General features: G+C 69.7%; 14 protein-coding genes and 1 pseudogene. 4 read left to right on the top strand and 11 right to left on the bottom strand.

Annotation, left to right across the window (positions count from 1 at the left end; all coding sequences use genetic code 11):
• Positions 1-242: 242 nt before the first annotated feature.
• The 5 genes from ACH4FH_RS13165 to ACH4FH_RS13145 form a co-directional block, all read right to left on the bottom strand.
• A complete protein-coding gene (locus ACH4FH_RS13165) occupies positions 243-578 on the bottom strand; it encodes a hypothetical protein (protein WP_398555883.1) in 336 nt (111 codons plus the stop codon).
• Positions 579-825: 247 nt separating this feature from the next.
• Entirely contained in the window at positions 826-2,028 is a 1,203-nt protein-coding gene (locus tag ACH4FH_RS13160) for a Gfo/Idh/MocA family protein (protein WP_398555882.1), read from the bottom strand.
• 68 nt (positions 2,029-2,096) lie between these two features.
• Entirely contained in the window at positions 2,097-3,479 is a 1,383-nt protein-coding gene (locus tag ACH4FH_RS13155; protein WP_398555881.1) for an ABC transporter substrate-binding protein, read from the bottom strand.
• A 17-nt stretch (positions 3,480-3,496) separates the two neighbouring features.
• On the bottom strand, positions 3,497-4,468 hold the full coding sequence (locus ACH4FH_RS13150) for a carbohydrate ABC transporter permease (protein ID WP_398555880.1): 972 nt from the start codon (positions 4,466-4,468) through the stop codon (positions 3,497-3,499).
• Between the two features lie 34 nt (positions 4,469-4,502).
• On the bottom strand, positions 4,503-5,420 hold the full coding sequence (locus ACH4FH_RS13145; protein ID WP_398555879.1) for a carbohydrate ABC transporter permease: 918 nt from the start codon (positions 5,418-5,420) through the stop codon (positions 4,503-4,505).
• A gap of 151 nt (positions 5,421-5,571) precedes the next feature.
• Here ACH4FH_RS13145 and ACH4FH_RS13140 point away from each other — a divergent pair, with 151 nt between their 5' ends.
• Complete coding sequence (locus tag ACH4FH_RS13140) at positions 5,572-6,729, top strand: ROK family protein (protein ID WP_398555878.1); 1,158 nt, start codon at positions 5,572-5,574, stop codon at positions 6,727-6,729.
• A gap of 223 nt (positions 6,730-6,952) precedes the next feature.
• Here ACH4FH_RS13140 and ACH4FH_RS13135 read toward each other — a convergent pair whose 3' ends face one another.
• Complete coding sequence (locus ACH4FH_RS13135) at positions 6,953-7,414, bottom strand: peptidoglycan-binding protein (protein ID WP_398555877.1); 462 nt, start codon at positions 7,412-7,414, stop codon at positions 6,953-6,955.
• Positions 7,415-7,710: 296 nt separating this feature from the next.
• Here ACH4FH_RS13135 and ACH4FH_RS13130 point away from each other — a divergent pair.
• Positions 7,711-9,039: pseudogene (locus ACH4FH_RS13130) on the top strand (MFS transporter); the annotation flags it as partial.
• Positions 9,040-9,154: 115 nt separating this feature from the next.
• A complete protein-coding gene (locus ACH4FH_RS13125) occupies positions 9,155-9,715 on the top strand; it encodes a hypothetical protein (RefSeq protein ID WP_398555876.1) in 561 nt (186 codons plus the stop codon).
• A 460-nt stretch (positions 9,716-10,175) separates the two neighbouring features.
• On the opposite strand, the gene ACH4FH_RS13120 is transcribed toward ACH4FH_RS13125, so the two are convergent.
• The 4 genes from ACH4FH_RS13120 to ACH4FH_RS13105 form a co-directional block, all read right to left on the bottom strand.
• Positions 10,176-11,366 (bottom strand): MFS transporter, encoded by a 1,191-nt coding sequence (locus ACH4FH_RS13120; RefSeq protein WP_398555875.1) that lies wholly within the window; start codon positions 11,364-11,366, stop codon positions 10,176-10,178.
• Between the two features lie 136 nt (positions 11,367-11,502).
• Entirely contained in the window at positions 11,503-13,182 is a 1,680-nt protein-coding gene (locus ACH4FH_RS13115; protein WP_398555874.1) for an FAD-dependent monooxygenase, read from the bottom strand.
• A 195-nt stretch (positions 13,183-13,377) separates the two neighbouring features.
• Positions 13,378-13,947 (bottom strand): hypothetical protein, encoded by a 570-nt coding sequence (locus tag ACH4FH_RS13110; RefSeq protein ID WP_398555873.1) that lies wholly within the window; start codon positions 13,945-13,947, stop codon positions 13,378-13,380.
• 201 nt (positions 13,948-14,148) lie between these two features.
• The gene (locus ACH4FH_RS13105) at positions 14,149-14,643 is read right to left on the bottom strand and encodes a peptidylprolyl isomerase (RefSeq protein ID WP_398555872.1); all 495 of its coding nucleotides are present in this window, start codon (positions 14,641-14,643) and stop codon (positions 14,149-14,151) included.
• Positions 14,644-14,999: 356 nt separating this feature from the next.
• Here ACH4FH_RS13105 and ACH4FH_RS13100 point away from each other — a divergent pair, with 356 nt between their 5' ends.
• Complete coding sequence (locus tag ACH4FH_RS13100; RefSeq protein ID WP_398555871.1) at positions 15,000-17,159, top strand: SpoIIE family protein phosphatase; 2,160 nt, start codon at positions 15,000-15,002, stop codon at positions 17,157-17,159.
• Between the two features lie 28 nt (positions 17,160-17,187).
• Here ACH4FH_RS13100 and ACH4FH_RS13095 read toward each other — a convergent pair whose 3' ends face one another.
• Positions 17,188-17,568 carry an SRPBCC family protein gene (locus ACH4FH_RS13095; RefSeq protein WP_398556072.1) on the bottom strand — a complete coding sequence of 127 codons (381 nt, stop codon included), beginning with the start codon at positions 17,566-17,568 and terminating at the stop codon, positions 17,188-17,190.
• Positions 17,569-17,967: the final 399 nt, after the last annotated feature.

Here is a 17,967-nt window from a genome sequence, read left to right as displayed (position 1 = left end):
GGATCGCACGCCAGGGACGGACGGAGATTACCTCACCTCCGACGCGAAGCAAATCTGTCGTGGCGACAGTAGACATTGGGAAGTGGTGCGGATACGGTCCGTGCTGTATCCGACGAAGTCAGCAAGGTGCGCCAGAGACGACTGCCGAAGAGCGGAGCAGGGCGACGCGGCGCGTCCCCCGGGGCCGGGAAGGAGCACACGGTCCCGGGGCACGTCGCCGCGCCGTGCGATCCGGCCGGAAGTCAGGCAGTCCCCTCCGGAAGGGGATAACAGCCGACAGTCCATGGCTGCTCTTCGTCCACGCGCTGCCACGTGCCCGCGACTGCCGGGCCGGAGTGCTCCGGCGGCGCGAGGGTGAATCCGTTCTCGGCCAGTCGGCGGTTGAGTGACGCCTCGGGGAAGCCTTCCTCCTCCTCCTCCTCCTCCTCCTCCGTGGCCGCCAGCGTGACGGTGAGCCCTTCGAGATCGGCGACCTCGGGTGCGTCGGCGCAGTTGGTCACCCGCAGGTGCCAGTGGCCGTCGCGGAGGAACGCTTCGGCCAGGAACGGGGCTTGCGTCCGATCGGTCAGCTCGGTCACGTCATGTTCTCCTTCGCCCTCTGCAAGGGGTGGACGGCGTCTTCGGTCAGCCCTCAGCATCGCCCAGGAACGGCGGCCAGGCGAATGGCTGCCGTTTCAGGTGTGGGTCGGACGAACAATGAGGCGGCGCCTCCGGCGGGGAGGACCCTGCCGGAGGCGCCGCGCGCGTAGGAGGTGCCGCGTTCGCCGGGGCCGGAGGCGCGGCCCGGGAAGGCGGAGGCGAACTTGCCGGGCCGCCTCGAAGGGCTCAGTGGGGCGGGTTGCCGAAGTCGGGGATGGTCAGCCGCTCTCCGTCGCGTCGAGCGGACTCGTGCGCGATCACTCCGGGGAGCGTGTAGCGCGCGGCAGTCCAGGCGTTCACGGACGGCAGGACGCCCTCGTTGACGGCGGTGACGAAGTCGTCGACGAGGAAGTGGTGGCTGCCCTCGTGACCGTTCGGGGCGTGCGCGAACTCGCGCGGCAACCGCGCCCGGCCGGCGTCGTGCACCGGTGCGGTGCCCGACACGAACGCGTCCCGCAGGGCGGGCGCCACCTCCGCGAGTGACGGGTCGTCGGCCGGCAGGGAGGGCTGGGCCTGGAGGTGCTGCGAAACGTCCGTCACTCCCTTCTTGTCCTGCCACAGGCTGACCGTGGCCAGCTGCTCGAAGCTGCCCTCGGTGCCGAAGAAGCGGAACCGGGACTCCCGGATGTGGCACGGGTAGCCGACGCGCCGGAACTCGTTCGTACGGAACGAGCCGCCGCCCGCGACCTCGAACAGCGCGGTGGCATTGGACAGGTTATTGCCGAACTGGCTCACCTCACTGTCGAACACCCCGTCCCCACGCTGGTCCACGACGCCGATGGCGCTCACGCTCGTCGCGTACGTCTGCCACGCACCGAGCACCCCGCCGATGGAGTGCGTCGGGTAGAGCAGCGGCGGGTAGCTGGCGGTGGCCTTCCAGTTCTCGCCGCCGCTGTACTGATACGCCTCGTAGAAACCCAGATCCATGTCGTGGACGTAGTCGCCCTCGGCATAGAAGACCCTGCCGAACGCGCCGTTCTCCAGCTGCTGCCGGGCGTAGACCGTCGCCGGGTGGTAGTGACTGGTCTCGCCCATCATGTACGTCAGCCCGGTCTCCCGTACCGCCTCGATGATCGCGGCGATCTCCGCCTCGGAGACGGCCATCGGGACCGCGGAGTACACATGCTTGCCCGCCCGCAGTGCCTGCACGGCGAGCGGCCCGTGCGTCCAACGCTGGGTGAACAGGGCCACGGCGTCGACGTCGGACGCCAGCAGCTCCTCGAAGGACCCCGCCGTGCCCGCGAGACCGTGGCTCGCCACCAGTTGTTCCGCGCGCTCGGGCAGCAGATCGGTGACGCGGATCGGACCGACGCCCGGGTGCAGCTGGAACAGCTTCGCGAACTGCCCGGCGAACTGCCCGGCGCCGACGATGCCGAGGGAGAAGGACATGGGAAAACCTCTCTGGGTGGGTGAGCGAGTGCCGTGCCGGCCGCGCCCGCCTGCTGGGCGCGCGTGCTCTACCGGCCGTGCTGCTTGTCCTGCTGGAAAAGGAAGTTGATCTGCCGATTGGCGTCGGTGAGGGTGCTCAGCGGCGCGTCGTTGGCGTACACGTCCTGCATGACCGGCGTCATGATCGAGGTGATGTCGGAGGCGTGATCGGTGACCGGGAAGGAGAACGTGGTCCGGTCCTCGACCTGCCGGGTGAACGCGGACACGTCGAGTCCGCGCCTGCGGTGACCCGCGATGGCGGCTTCGGTGCCCTTGCGGGTTGCGGGGAAGACGGTCGCGTCCTCGCCGACCTTCTGCTGGCACTTGTCGGAGGCGAGGTAGGCCACCCACTTCGCCGCGTCCTGCTTGTTCCGCGCCTTCTTCGTCACCGAATCGGCGAGCCCGCTCATCATCGAGGCACGCTTGCCGCTCGGGCCTTCGGGAGTGAGCGCGATGCCCGTGTCGACGCCCTTGAGGTCGTCGAACGTACGGGCCATCCACGAGCCGCTCAGGGCCAGCGCCGCCTGTCCCGAACCGAGTTGGGCCTCGGGCGGGTTGGAGTCGGAGAAGACCTCGAACGGTGCCATGTAGCCCTTTTTGGCAAGCCCGAAATACCAGCCGATGGTCTCCTGGAAGGTCTTCCGGTCATAGTTGTAGCGCTCTCCCCATGTGGGGCGGTTCGTGTACTGCCAGCCGGCCGAGCCGGTGAACGCGCTCCACTGGGTCTGCCCGTCCGCGGTGCCCGCGTCGTTCGTCGCCAGTCCGTAGCGCACCACCCGGTTCTTGTCGAAGCCGGGCTGGTCGCCGCGCCGGCCGTTGGCGTCCACGGTCAGCCGCGCGAGGGCTTTCTCGAAGCTGCCGCCGTCCCGCGGGTTCCACGACAGCGAGTTGAGCTCCTTGTCGCCGATCCCGGCCTTCCGCGTGACCGTGCGGTCGTAGAAGAGACCGACCGTGTCCCAGTCCTTCGGCGCGCCGTACCGGTGCCCGTCCTGCCCGATCCAGTTGTCCGCCAGCCCCGGCTGGTAGTCGCCGGAGCGGATGTGCTCGGTGGGGCCGAGTTCGTCCAGTGGGCTCAGCACACCCAGCTTCGCGAACTGCGGGTACTTCGCCGGGTGGTTGGTGAAGACGTCCGGCTGTGTGCCGGAGAGGAAGCTCGCCATCAGCTTCGTCCAGTAGTTGTCGAAGCCGATCTGGGTGATCCGCACCGCCAGCCCGGGGTTCTCCCGCTCGAACGACTTCGCGCACTCCTCATACGCCGGCCGCTGATTGGCATCCCACATCCAGTACGTCACGGTGCGCCCCTCCGCCGCGCTCCGAGCCGTCTGCGGTGCGCAGCTGGTGCCGGCCGCTGCCAGCAGACAGGCCGCGCCCAGTACGCCGGCGGTCCTCGCCTTCCGTACGGCTCGTCTCATCCGACCCGCACCTCCGTTCACTTGATCCCGCTGAAGCCGATGGAGTTGAGGACACGCCGCGCCAGCACGCCGAAGAGCAGGATCATCGGCAGCGCGGCGATGACCGTGGCCGCCATCAGGCCCGCCCAGTCGGTGCCGGACTGCGGGTCCTGCGAACGGAAGACGCTGAGTGCGACGGTGAGCACCCGCGAGCTGTCGCTGTAGGAGACCATCAGCGGCCAGAAGTAGTCGTTCCACGCGGTGAGGTACGTGAGGATGCACAGCGTCGCGACCGGCCCGGATGCCATCGGCAGGATGACCCGGAAGAACACCCGTATCTTCCCGGCACCGTCGAGCAGCGCGGCCTCCTCCACCTCACGAGAGATGTTGAGGAAGAACTGCCGCAGGAAGAACACCGCGAACGGCGTCATGAACATCGTCGGCAGGGCGACGCCGACCAGCGTGTCCACCAGACCGAGTTCCTTGATGAGGACGAAGTTCGGCAGCAGCGTGAACACCGGCGGCACCATCAGTCCCGCGAGCACGAAGCCGAACACCTTGTCCCGGCCGCGCCAGCGCAGCCGCGCGAACGCATAGGCGGCCATCGCGGAGAACAGCACCTGGCCCACGGTGATCAGCGTGGAGACGCACACCGAGTTGAGGAGGTAGCGCCAGAAGTCGAGTGACCCGCCGGCACCGCCCTCGGCCAGCGCCTCCTTGGTGCTCTGCAGTCCGAGCGCCCGTAGGAAGCCGCCCGCACTCGGCTCGACGGGCAGCGCGGACGCCGCACCGCCGGCGAGTGCGGAGTTCGTCGACAGCGCCGTGCGCAGCATCCAGTAGAAGGGGAAGAGCGTGAGGGCGACGATCGCGCCCATCGCGACCCAGGCGAGCATCCGCCCGGGGGAGGGAAGCAGTCGCTTGCGGGGCCTGCGGAGGGGTGGCTCGTCGCCGCCGCTGTGCACGGAGCCGTGCGCTGCGGTCCTGGCGACCGGTGGCGCGGTTGCCGCCATCGGGATTCCCCTTTCCTGATCGGAGTCGGAAGGCTCAGTCGAGGTCGGAGCGGCCGGCACGCATCAGCCGGTACTGGATCAGCGTGATCACGGCGAGCAGCAGCATCAGCGCGACCGAGAGGGCGGAGGCGTAGCCGAACTGCAGCCGCCCGAAGGCCAGGTCGTAGATGTAGAACTGGAGCACGTTCGTCGCGCCGGCCGGGCCGCCGTCCCTGGTGGTGACGGCGATCGTGTCGAAGACCTGGAACGAACCGATCATGGTGATGATCAGCACGAGCGCCAGCACGGGCCGCAGCAGCGGAACGGTCACCGACCGGAACAGCCGTCCTTCGCTCGCGCCGTCCATCCGTCCCGCCTCGTACACCGACTGCGGCAGTGACTGCAGACCGGCGAAGATCAGCAGCGCGGTGTAGCCCACGTGCCGCCACACGTTGATGAGCGCGATCGTCGGGATCGCCCAGTCCGCGTCGGCGAGGAACGGGATCCGTCCGACGCCCAGCCACTCCAGCACCTCGTTGCCGATGCCGAGCTGGGTGTCGAGGATCCACAGCCAGACGATGCCGGCGACGACGTTCGACACGAGGTACGGGGCGAGCACCACGCCGCGCAGGAAGGTGGAGCGGGTGAGGCGGTGCATCAGCACGGCGATCAGCAGTGCCACGGCCGTCTGTACGCCGATGTTGATGACGACGTACTGGACGGTGACCCACAGCGAGTCCCAGAAGACGGGGTCGCCGACCATGCGCCGGTAGTTGTCGAGCCCGGTCCACCGGGCCGCGCCGAGCAGGCTGAACCCCGTGAAGCTCAGGTAGATCCCGCGCAGTGTCGGCCACAGCAGGAAGGCGAGATAGCCGAACAGTGCGGGTGCGAGGAAGAGTGCGGCGATGCGGCCGTCGCCGCGGCGTTCGGTGGCCGCGGCGGGTGCGGCCGGTCGTGCTGAGGAGATAGCCATGGGCGGGCCCCTTCGTCCGTCTGGGCGCCACTTACTTTTGCGTCGAAGTTAATGGGCGGTCAAGGGGGTGTGACCGACCAATATTCTTTAGAGTCTCCCGGTATTTACTTCCGTATGGAAGTTCTGGGTGTGGGGCGCTACCCTCCTCGTCATGAGCGTCCCGACCCCGAGCTGGCGTCCCCTGAGCCCTGCGGAGCGCGCGGTGGCCATCGAGGTACTGACCGGCGGACCCCTCTCGCGCAGCGCCGTGGCCCGCCGGCTCGGCATGTCCGGGGGCAGCCTCACCCGGCTCGCCAAACCCCTGATCGACGCGGGTCTGCTCGTGGAAGTGCCGGCCGAGGCCGCACCCCCGACGCAGGGCAGGCCGAGCCAGCCGTTGGACATCGTCGAAGGCCCCTGGCACTTCATCGGGCTGAAGATCACCGGCGATGCGCTGTACGGAGTGGTGACCACCCTCAAGAGCCGCGTGGTCCGGCGCGAGACGCGTCCCCTCACCGACCTCGACCCGGAGGCCGTCGCGGCCCTCGCGTGCTCCCTGGTCGACGAGTTCGCCCGCGATCACCCGCGGTTGGCCGGTATCGGCGTGGGCGTCGGCGGCCGCGTGCGCGACCGCTCCGTCGTCGCGGAGTCCCCGTTCCTCGGCTGGCGGGAGGTGGCCTTCGCGGAACTGCTGGAGCGGCGTACGAAGCTACCCGTCGTCGTCGAGAACGACGTGGCCGCGCTGGTCGAGGCGGAGACCTGGTTCGGCGCGGGCCGCGGCCTCGACCGCTTCGCCGTGCTCACACTCGGCGCCGGGATCGGATACGGCCTGGTCATCGGGGGCACGCCGGTCCGCTCCGCCGACGAGGGGTACGGCCTCGGCAGGCACTGGATCATCGATCCCGCCGGCCCCCTCACCCCTGAAGGGCAGCGCGGCAGCGCGGTGTCGATGCTGTCCATCCCGGGCATCGAATACCAGGTGCACGCCGCCACCGGCACCCGGATCCCGTACGAGACCATCCTCGAACGCGCGCGTTCCGGAGAGCCGTTGGCCTCCCGCGTCATCGCCGAGGCGGGCCGCGCGCTGGGCATCCTCCTCGCGAACATCGCCAACTTCGCGCTCCCGGAGAAGGTCCTGCTCGCCGGTGAGGGTGTAGGTCTGATGGACGCCGCCGCCGACACCGTCTCCGCAACCCTCGCCGCGTACCGCCATCCCGCCGCGCGCCCGCTCGACCTCGAAACCAAGGTCTCCGACTTTCACGACTGGGCCCGCGGCGCCGCGGTACTTGCCATCCAGATCCTCGTCCTGGGCGGCCGCGAAGGAGGATGAGTGTCCTGGGGCGTGCCGGAGGCGTGCCGCTGTCAGGGGAGCGGGATGAGGAAGGGCGAGCTGTCGTTGCTGTTCGAACGGCAAGAGGCCCGGATGCGGCGAAGGGAAATCCCTATGCGTCGTCTCACGGGACCCGCTCTTCTCTCGTTGGGGTGCACTCCGAAATTACCGGTGACGCAAGTAAATTGAGGCTGCGATTTCGTGAACTTGATTTGGCCCGACTTCAGCCGGCGCTCTCGTCCGGATACGGAACGCGCAGCTGATCCCAGGACTTGCGTCCCGGTATGCCGTCCGCGTCCGCTCCCTTGAAGCCCAGCTTTCGCTGCCACGCGGCGTAGGACTGGCGGTGCTGCTCGTCCCACCTGGGTGAGGGGCCTTCGGCGTGGTCGCTGTAGTGGGAGCATCCCTCGTCGATCAGCCGGTAGGCCATCATCAGGATGATGGGGCTGTTCGGCATGCTTGTGAACCAATCCGGCCCGGGGAACGTCACATAGCCGCTGCGTCCCGGCTGCTCCGATTTCGAGACGATGAGCCGCTGCCCGATCGTGCACATACCCTGGTCGGTGAGGTGGTTCCAGGCCGCAAGCTGTGCCACCGTGATTCCGAACCGCTCTGCGATGGAGGAGAGAGTGTCTCCTGCGGCTACCGTGTAGTACTTATCCTGCGTCTTCTCCTGAGTGCTCATACCACAACGCTAGAAGGATTTCCCGTCGACTGCATGTTCTCGGAGAGTCGACTGTTTGATCTCGGAAATGGGTGACGGACCGCGGGAGTTGCCCATTCAATCAACCCCGCTCGCAGGCCCATGAATGGTCAATTGTTCTGGGGCGTGCGCACCCTTACCGGGGTTCCTGCCCGCCCGCTCGGCGCCGTCCGCAGGTGCCCGAACGACCGGCCCAAGTCGCTTCCATGTGCCTAAGCTGCCTGCCGTGACGGTCTCTCAGGCTTCCGTGTCCCCCGTCTCTCTGGCGCGATCGGAGGTTCGCGCTGCTGGCCTCCGCGCGGACCATCTCCGTCCTCGGCAACAGCTTCGCCCGGGTCGCCCTGGCCTTCGCGGTGCTGGCGCTACCCGGCGCCACGCCGGGCAAGTTGTCGCTGGTGCTGGCGTGCCAGGCGGTGCCCCAGCTGTTGTTCATTCTTGTCGGCGGTGTGATCGCGGACCGCGTCTCGCGCTCCCGGTTGATGATTGCCGCGGACCTGGTCGGTGCCGCCGCGTACGCGGGGCTCGCGGCGATGGTGCTGAGCGGACACGCACCGCTCACAGCGATGTGTGCCCTGGCGGTGTCGGCCGATATCGCCACCGCGATGTTCACGCCCGCCATGGACGGCGTCCTCCCGCTGTTGGTTCCCGCGGGACGGCTCCAGCAGGCGAACGGGCTGCTGAGGGTGGGCGTGAACAGCTCGATGTTGCTGGGTCTCGCGCTGTCCGGCGTATGCGTCGTATGGGTCGGGGCGGGATGGGCGTTGGCCCTCAACGCCGCCTCCTTCCTGGTGAGCGCCGCCCTCATCCGCGGCCTGCGCATCACCGTGCGGACCCGCGAGGCGTCCTCCGGGTGGGCGGATCTGCGGGACGGATGGCGGGAGTTCGCGGGCCGGCAGTGGCTGTGGGTCGTCGTCGCGCAGTTTTCGGTCGTGGTGGCCGCGATCAATGCGAATGTGGGAGTTCTGGGGCCGCTGGTGGCAGAGCGGGAGTTGGGCGGTGCGCGGGCCTGGTCGCTGATCGTCGCCGCCCAGGCGCTCGGGACGATCGCGGGAGCCGGCCTGGCCGCCAAGGTCAAAGTCCGGCGGCCCGTCCTGGTCGCCGTCCTGGCCACCTTCCCGATCGCTCTGCCGATCGCGCTGCTCGCCGCCCGCGCCCCCGTTCCGCTGATCGCCCTCGCCATGTTCTGCGCCGGCATCGCCACCGACATCTTCGGCGTGCTCTGGGTCACCACCATCCAGCGCGAGGTCCCCGAGGAGACGCTGTCCCGCGTCAGCGCGTACGACGCCTTCGGCTCTCTGGCCTTCGCACCCCTCGCCCTGCTGGTCGCCGGGCCCGTCGCGACGAAGGTGGGCCTCGGACACGCCCTGGCCGGGTGCGCCGCACTCGTGGTGCTGGCCACCGCTGCCGCCTTGCTGTCCCCGCAGGTAAGGACCCTCCGTGCGCCCCGGTGCGGGCAGGGTGACGTCCCGTCATGCGTTCTGCCGGAGCAGGACGATGCCACAAGGGAGCAGGCGCAGGTGCCGTCACCGAAACAAGCGGAGATGCAGGCAGGCGTGCAGGCCCCGGCGCCGAGGAGGATCCCCGACGACAGCGGCCCGGAGGGCTGAGCCCGGAGGAGTCGGCGCAGACACTGCTCCGCCCCGCGCCGAAGACGAATGCCGTACAACCTTCAACGGCGAGTGGCTGTCTTCACACCACCAGCACAGCGCTAGGGGGGCGTTCATGTCGCATCCGCATCAGCCCACGTCGCCATTCGGTCAGCCACCGTCGCCGTTCGGTCCGCACCCGTACCCGCCGCAGCCGCAGAGGAAGCACACCGCACTCAAGGTTGCGGCGGGCGTCGTCGGTGGGCTCCTGGTCTTCGGTGTCGGAGTAGCAGCCGGAAGCGGCAACACCGAGGCGAAGGTGAAGGCCAAGCCTGCCCCCACAGTGACCGTCACCGTCACGGCGGAAGCCAGGACGCCGAAGACGCAGCAGGCCGCTTCCGGCAAGCCGAAGACGAAGGCCGAGCCGGCCGAACAGCCGAAGAAGGACGCCCCCGAGGCCACCATCAGTCAGGGCAGCTACCTCGTCGGCAAGGACGTCGACGCCGGCACCTACCGGACCGGCGGCCCCTCCGACTCGGACATTCCCCTGTGCTACTGGGCGCGCAACAAGGACAGCTCCGGAGAGTTGGACAGCATCATCGCCAACGGCACACCGCAAGGTCCGGCTCGCGTGACCATCAACAAGGGCGAGATATTCGAGACCAACGGCTGCGAGGAGTGGAAGAAGGTCAGCTGACGCTGTCGAGGGCCGTCGGCCGCGGTGCGAACGGCAGCGGCCGACGGCCCTCACACCAGGACTCATTCCGGTGTCTGCGGGACGCCGCTATACGGGTTTCGCTCCCGCCTCGCGCGTGCGAAAGGTGCGCCGGCAGGGCACGGGGGAGACGCCGATCGCCGCATGCAGATGCTGACGTCGCCGAGGCCGTGCGGGACGTGGACGTCGTCCTGGACACCCAGGGCGGCGACACCCGCATCCGTTCCCTGAACACGCTCCGCCCCGGGGGCCTGCTCGTCTCGCTGCGCCTCGACGGTACGGAGGGCCTGGCCGACCCTGTACGAGAGCGCGTCCCTCTGACTGCCGGCTGCCCGGATGTGTCTGTCCGGTGGTCGCCGAGGCGATGCGGGTCCGGATCGTGCCGTTGAGCCGGCCGATCCGGCCCGTGGGCGGGGGGTCCGTCACCACCGGACAGACGTCCTCACGTCCTCGTGCGTACCGTCCGCCGGAGCAGGTAGACGGCCGCGGTCGTGACCAGAACGGCCATGCACGCGATGAACACCAGCCCCGCGCCCTCCAGGCCGAGCGGGCCCGTCAGGACGCCCACACCGATCACCGGTACCGAGATACCCGCGTACGCCACCACGAACAGCGTCGAGATCACCGCCCCGCGACGGTCCGGGGGCGATGCCTCGGCCACCGCGGCCATGGCCCCGCGGAAGGCCAGCCCCTGCCCGCAGCCGCCGACGAGCGCGCTCAGCACCACGAGCAGCAGCATGTCCCACCGCAGCGCGGCCGCGAGCAGCGCCAGCCCGCCGAAGAGCCCGGCGCAGCCCAGGGGCAGCGAGCGCTCCATCCCGACGCGGCCGACCACCAGCTGCCCGGCTGTCGAGGCGAAGAAGGCGAGCGCGACGACCAGCCCGCTCACGGCGTGGTTGTCCACGTCCAGGGACTGCGAGAGGAACGCCGGACTGACCGAGGTGAACACCCCGAACAAGGCGAACCCCACGAAGGAGGCGATCGCCGCGGGCCCGAACACCGCCCGCACCTGGGGAGGCAGGCCGGGGCGCTGCGGCCGTACGGTGCTGAACGGCCGGCGCTCGCGCACGGTCTCCGGCAGCCACAGCAGCACGGCGGCCGAGCCGGCGACCAGGGCCAGGTGTACGGCGAACGGCAGGTACAGCGGCCAGTCGGCGTACTGCGCGAGCACCCCGGCGAGCAGCGGGCCGCATCCCAGCCCGCCCATGTTGGCGGCGGTCGCCACGAACGTGGCCCGGGGGGAGCCGCGGTGAGGCGCCAACTCCATGATGTACGCCGTGGCGGCCCCGGTGAACAGGCCGGCGGACAGGCCCGACAGCAGTCGCCCCGCGTACAGCCAGCCCAGACCGGTGGCGCACAGGAAGCAGACGGCGCTCGCCGCCGCGAACCCCAGGCCCGCCAGCAGCACCGGCCGTCGGCCCACGGCGTCCGAGGCGTTGCCCGCCAGCAGCAGCACGCCGATGACCCCGAAGGCGTACACGGCGTACACGACCGTCACCATCAGCTCGGAGAACCCGAACTTCTGCTGGTAAAGGCTGTAGAGCGGGGTCGGCAGCGTGGTGCCGGCCATGCATACGACAAACACCGCCCCGCCGAGCACACAGGGGAGCCACCCCCGGCGATCAGCGTCCATGCGCCGACGGTAACCCGCGAGCCACCCCACACCGACGCGGCGTGCCCGACGCGCCGCCGGTACGGGAGGGGCGAAGGAGCTTGGGCGGGTAGTCCGGCAGCCGCTGTCCTCCGGCAGCCGTGATCCTCACGAACCGTCAGGGGACCGGCGCGGACAGCGCCGTGAGGTAGCCGGACAGGGCCGCCGCGGTGTGGGTGAGCGGGAAACGGGGTCCGAGCTGCCCGTCCGGGCGGACGAGGAAGCCGGTCGGGCCGTCGGGGCGGTAGAGCCGGGCGAACTCCGCGGAGGCGTCGCGGTATTGAGGGAGACCCAGGGCGTCGAGGGCGGTCGGCGCGGCGTCGTGGGCCAGGAGGGCGACGGTCTGCAGGCGGGCCCCGTCGAAGGAGGCCGGGCTCCCGTCAGGCATCCGCAGCGCTCCGGCGGCCCCGGCGGCTTCGGCGAGGTCGGCAGGGTCGGCCCCGTACAGCACCAACACGTGCCCGGTGCGGCCGCGCAGGAGGTCGAGCAGGCGCAGCGGGTAGGTGGCGATGGGCGCGGTCAGGCCGGTGCAGTCCGGGGCGCGGTCGCCGGGCTGCGGGGCATCGGTCGGCCCGTACTCGCTGCTGGAGAGCGGGCCGCCCCGGTAGTCGACGAGCAGTTGTGCCTCGCGGAGCATCAGGGTCCGTGGGTCGTCGGGGTCGGCCTCCATGCCGTGGGTGGCGTGGCGGACGGTCCGGCCGACGACCTCCTCGCCGACCGGGCGGCGTTCGGCGTCGTAACTGGCGAGCAGGGCGGGTCCTGCCTCTCCGCGGACGACGAGGGCGAGTTTCCAGGCCAGGTTGCAGGCGTCCTGGATACCGGTGTTCATGCCCTGGGCGCCGGTGGGCGGGTGAATGTGGGCGGCGTCGCCCGCGACGAAAACCCGGCCGTCGGCGTAGCGGTCGACGATGCGGTGGCTGATGCGGAAGACGGAGGACCAGCGCATGCCGGAGAGGGTGGTCGGCCGGGGAGCGAGGCGGTCCACCGCGGCCTGGACGTGGGCCGGCTCCGGGGCGCGGCCGCCCTCCATGCCGTGGGCGACACCGTCGCCCCGCCCGGGCGCCCCGTCCTCCGCCCGGGTGGAGAGTTCGGGCGGGACCAGCATCGACATCCGGTAGCGGCCTGCGCCGGGCAGCGGGACGCAGACCAGCAGATCGTCGGTGGAGCCGTCGTCGGCTTGGTGGAGGGAGCGTATGGCGTATCCGTGCGGGAGGTCCCAGTCCGCCTCGACGTCGGCCAGCATGTACTCCTCGGCGAAGGCGCCGCCCTCGAAGGTGAGGCCCAGACCCTTGCGGACGACGCTGTGCGCGCCGTCGCATCCGATCAGGTAGCGCGCTCGGACCTCCTCGCCGCCCGAGGCCGTGTCCAACTGGGCGGTGACCCCGTCGGCGTCCTGGGCGAAGGACAGCAGCTCGGTGCCGCGTTCGATGGCCGTGCCGAAGCTCGCGAGGTACTCCTCCAGAAGACGCTCGGTCTCGTACTGCGGCAGCGCGGCGAATCCGTAGGGGACCTCGGGCGGGAGTTCGAGGTGGAACCGCGCCTGCTCCTGGCCGTTGACGTAGATCAGCTGCCCCTTCAGCGGAACGGCGGTTTCCAGGGCGGTGCGGGCAAGACCCATCCGGTCCCAGATCTCCAGGGTGCGCGGCTGGATTCCGACGGCCTTGGCGTACGGGAGGCGGGCCGGCAGTCGGTCGATTAGACGGCACTCCACTCCCCGGCGGCGGAGTTCGGCGGCCGCGCTCAGCCCGACCGGGCCGGCGCCCGCGATGAGTACGTCAGTAGTTCGGGTGCGCGCCACGGGTGCCTCCCAGCGCCTGACCCTCCGAGACCGGTCCCGTCCTCCATGGTCACCCGGCGCGGTGTGGTCGGCTAGCCGGGCACCCGAGACGCGATCCGCTGCACCGACCGGGCCGGTGTGCGGAGGCGGACGGACGCCGGCTGCCGGCGGCTGCCACGACGGGAGCCGGCGCGGCCGAGGAGTCGCGCGATGCCGTCACGAAGTGGCAAGGGCTGACGATCTCGCCGTCCCGGGCGCTTCACGGTCGAGGTATTCGAGAGTGTCGCGGGCAATCGCGGCCAGGTTGACGGGGCAACGCCAGAGCTCGGTGAAGCTGGTGTCGTACGGCTCTTCGTCCTCCGGGTCGTCCAGCCACTCGTCTGCTTCATGGATCAGCTCGATGAAGCCGAGGGGATCGTCCGGGTGGTGGACGTCGCCCCCGTCCCACGGATGCGAATCGTGCGTACAGGCGCCCGCGCGATCGTGGAAGGCACCGAGCGCCGTTGTCAGCGCCTTCCTCGCACGGTCGATGTCCGACCGCCGATCGCGCCAGACCGTGAACGGGCCGGAGGCGGCCACCCCGAGGAGCCAGAAGACGGTGGTGTCACTGTTCAGGTCGTCTTCGAGGTCGTATACGCAACCGTCAACCGCCGCGTACGGGTTGCCGATGGGGTAGCCGTGGAGGGTACTGCCGAGGTCACTGACGAACGCGTCGATGTCGACGTCCGGAAGACTGGCCTGATCACTTACGAGACTGTCCTGATCGCTGCTGTCCTGATCACTCACGTGATGACTGACGATCCGGAGTTCGCGGCGGTTCCGGGATGGTCACCGGCCGGATGCCGGGGTCGGCCTGCGTGCTCCCGGGACCGGACGAGCCGGCCCGGGCAGCCCGGTGACCTGGGCTTTGGTCGCCCGGTCACTGATGTGGTGCTGCCCGGCCCGGCTCGGAGTGCGCGATTACCGCGCGGAGGGATCGGGTGAAGCTCAGGCGTCGACGACGCCGGACTTCGAGATCTTGATGTCGGCCGAGGTGGCGCCGCTGCGCGAGCCCAGGCCCTCGATCTTCTTGACGAGGTCCATGCCCTCGACGACCTCACCGAAGACGACGTGCTTGCCGTCGAGCCAGCTGGTGACGATCGTGGTGATGAAGAACTGCGAGCCATTGGTGTTCGGGCCCGCGTTGGCCATGGACAGCTGACCCGGCTTGGTGTGCTTCAGCTTGAAGTTCTCGTCCGCGAACTTCTGGCCGTAGATGCTCTTGCCGCCCGTGCCGTCGTGGTTGGTGAAGTCGCCACCCTGGAGCATGAACTCCGGGATGACACGGTGGAAGCCGGAGCCCTCGTAGCCGAAGCCGTGCTCGCCGGTGGCGAGCTCACGGAAGTTCCTCGCGGTCTCGGGGACCACGTCGTCGAACAGCTGGAAGACGATCCGGCCGGCCGGCTCGCCATTGATGGTGATGTCGAAAAACACGTTGCTCATGGCTTCATCCTGACACCCTCTGTCACCGAAGTGCACACGGGCCCGGCTACCGGCGGAAACCATGCCCCGAACGGTGGGGGTGCCGCTCTTCCAGCGCACCCCGATCCGCCCCGCCGCTCCGGACAGCCTTCGCCCGGAGTGCGCCCGCCCCTCAGGGTGTGCGGTCGCCCGATCGAGGAGGACCATGGAAGTCGAAGCCCTTACCGGACGAGGGACGGGACAGGCCGGATAAGGGCACTCGACGGAGCACCGAAAGGGCACGGGAGAGAGACGGCAGGCCGCAGAGGGGGAAGCGGACGGGCCACGGCGGTACGGGGACGGCCGGCGTGGGCCTGCCAGGTGGAAGGAGCGCCGGGGTGACCACAGTCGAAGGGCACCGGGCTGACACCGGTCGGCCCGCGGGAAGGCAGCCCGAGCCACGGACGTCGCGGCCGGAGGGAACGGCACAGCGGCCCCGGTCGGAGCCACAGCAGCCCGAGGCATGGAGCGGGCAGCCGAGCGGCCTGATGGACCTGCTCGGTGTCGCGGCGGTGCTCCTGGACGCGGACGGGCGGATCGCCCTGTGGAGCCCGCAGGCCGAGGACCTGTACGGCTACACCGCCGAGGAGGCCCTCGGGCAGTACGCCGCGCCGCTGCTCATCCGCGAGGAGAACTGGAACCTGGTGATCAGGAAGTTCGCCTCCGTGATGGAGACGGGCCAGAGCTGGGGCGGCGCGTTCCCCGTACGGCACAAGGACGGCAGCACCCGGCTGGTGGAGCTGCGCAACATGCGGCTGCTGAACGACCGGGGCGACTTCTACGTCCTGGGACTCGCCACCGACTCACCGACCCTTCGCGAGGTCGAGCGGGATGTCGCACTCTCCACCCGGCTGATCTCCCAGTCGCCCATCGGGCTGGCGATCCTCGACACCGACCTGCGGTACGTGGCCGTCAACCCCGCCCTGGAACGGATGCACGGCATCCCCGCCGAAGAACACCTCGGCCGGCACTACCGCGAGATCATGACCTCCTCGAAGTTCGAGGTCCCCGAGGCCGCGATGCACCAGGTGCTCAAGACCGGGACCCCCATGGTCGATCAGTCCACGATCGTCGGCCGGACCCCCGCCGACCCGTACAAGCACGCCTGGTCGATCTCGCTGTACCGGTTGGAGGACCCCCATGGGCGTGTGATCGGCGTGGCCGATCTGGTGCTGGATGTCACCGACCGCTATCAGGCGGCCACGGAGGCCGCCGAGGCCCGGCAGCGCCTGGCCCTGATGGCCGACGGCGCCGCGCGTATCGGCACCACCTTGGAAGTGGGACAGACCGCCCGGGAGCTTGCCGAGGTCACCATTCCCGAGCTGGCCGACGTCGGCACCGTCGATGTGCTCGACTCCGCCCTCGACGAGCACCGCGCGCCGACCCGCGACGGCCCCGCCCTCTTCCGTGCCCTCGCGGTGAAGGCCGCCTACCCCACCGAAGCCGTGTACGCCGCCGACCCGCCCGGCCGCATCGTCACCTACGCCGCCGACCGCCTCGCGACCCGATGCGTGCGCACCGGCCGACCGATCCTGATCTCCCACGTCACGGACGACGACCTGGCACACATCGCCCGCGATGCCCACGCCGCCAGGATGCTGGCCCGCGCCGGGGTGCACTCCTACATGCTGGTCCCGCTCACCGCACGCGGCGAGATCCTCGGCTTCCTCGGGCTCAGCCGTGCCCGTCGCCGGCAACCCTTCGGCGAGGACGACCTTGCCCTCGCCGGGGAGCTGGCCTCCCGCGCCGCCGTGTGCATCGACAACGCCCGCTCCCACGAGAGCGTGCGCAACGCCGCCGAGACCCTGCAGCGCAGCCTGCTTCCCGATCACCCGCCGCACCTGCCCGGACTGCGGATCGCCTCGCGCTACCGGCCCGCACAGGCCACCTATGAGATCGGCGGCGACTGGTACGACGTCCTCCCGCTCGACGGCCAGAAGACCGCACTCGTCGTGGGCGACGTCATGGGCAGCGGCATCGACGCAGCCGCCACCATGGGCCGCCTGCGCACCGCCACCAGCGCCTTCGCCGATCTCGACCTCGAGCCCGCCGAGATCCTCCAGCATCTCGACAAGATCACCTCAGGGCTGGAGCACTACATCGCCACCTGCGTCTACGCCGTCTACGACCCACACCGCGCCGAATGCCGCATCGCCACCGCCGGCCACATGCCCCCGGTCCTCGTACGCAGCGGCGCGCGCCCCGTCCTCCTCGACCTGCCCACCGGCACTCCGCTCGGAGTCGGGGGCGTCCCCTTCGAGACCACCACCATCCCCCTGGCTCCCGGCGACCAACTCGTCCTCTACACAGACGGGTTGGTCGAAACCCGCCGCGACGCCATCGACGAACGCCTGGAAGCCCTCCGCCACCTGCTCGACGCGCCCGACCGCTCTCTGGAGGAAACCTGCGACCGGCTCCTGCGCGAACTACGTCGCCCCGACGATCCCGATGACGTCGCCCTCCTCATCGCCCGCACGCAGCCCCTCACGACGGACTGAGGCGCCGTCGAGAAGGGAGGGGCAGCGCTCACGGCCGGACGAGACGGTGCAAGGCCGGCTGAACGAGGCAGGCGTAGGCGATGACCGCAGGGAAAGGGCCTTCGATGCGCAGGCCCGTGGTGACCCTCCCGTCTTCCTCCGCGTGGACGCTGTGGCGCAGACGCAACCGGACCGGCCCCAGTCGCACCCGCCACGCCCACTGCCGACGCGTCTCGTCGACGGATTCGACAAGGAAGTGGACGGTGATTCCGAAGAACGACGTGACCTCCCCTTTCATGCCGGGAGCGATACGTTCCCGAGAGGTGCTCACCTTGCGGATCTGGGGAGACCAGCTCGGCCATTTCGCGGGTAGCGCGTAGCGCTCCCATACGTCTCCCACTGCCGCTCGGCCCGTGGCACGCAACCTCATTGTCGACATAACCGCACACTCTCTCAGGCAGGCGGCCTTCTGCCGGACGATGCGGGCAGGGCGCGCCGACGGTGAAGTCCCGACCGGGCGCCCGTGTTCCCTCCAGTGGCCCCCTGGCCAACGGGTCTTCGTTATTTCATGGTGAATTCACCGAGGGGACGACAATCGAATAGGTGGCATTCCGAGTTGACGGATTCGCCGAGATCGCCGACTGCCCGGAAGATCGTGACCGGTGCTTCCCCGGGTCTGTGTCTCCGCGGTCGGACTGCGCGTGGTTCTGTACACGCTCAGCAGCCATTCTCACCGGCCGGAAATAGACGGTGAGAATGCCGAAATTCCCTTCCGAGGTCAGGGAGGTGGCCGTCATACTGCCATCCATCGCAACTTGCTCCCCACCCG

The organism is Streptomyces sp. NPDC017993, assembly GCF_044328065.1.
In the GTDB taxonomy this organism is placed as follows: domain Bacteria; phylum Actinomycetota; class Actinomycetes; order Streptomycetales; family Streptomycetaceae; genus Streptomyces.
Note: the sequence above shows the minus strand (reverse complement) of the source record. Positions and strands in the feature narration are given on the sequence as shown.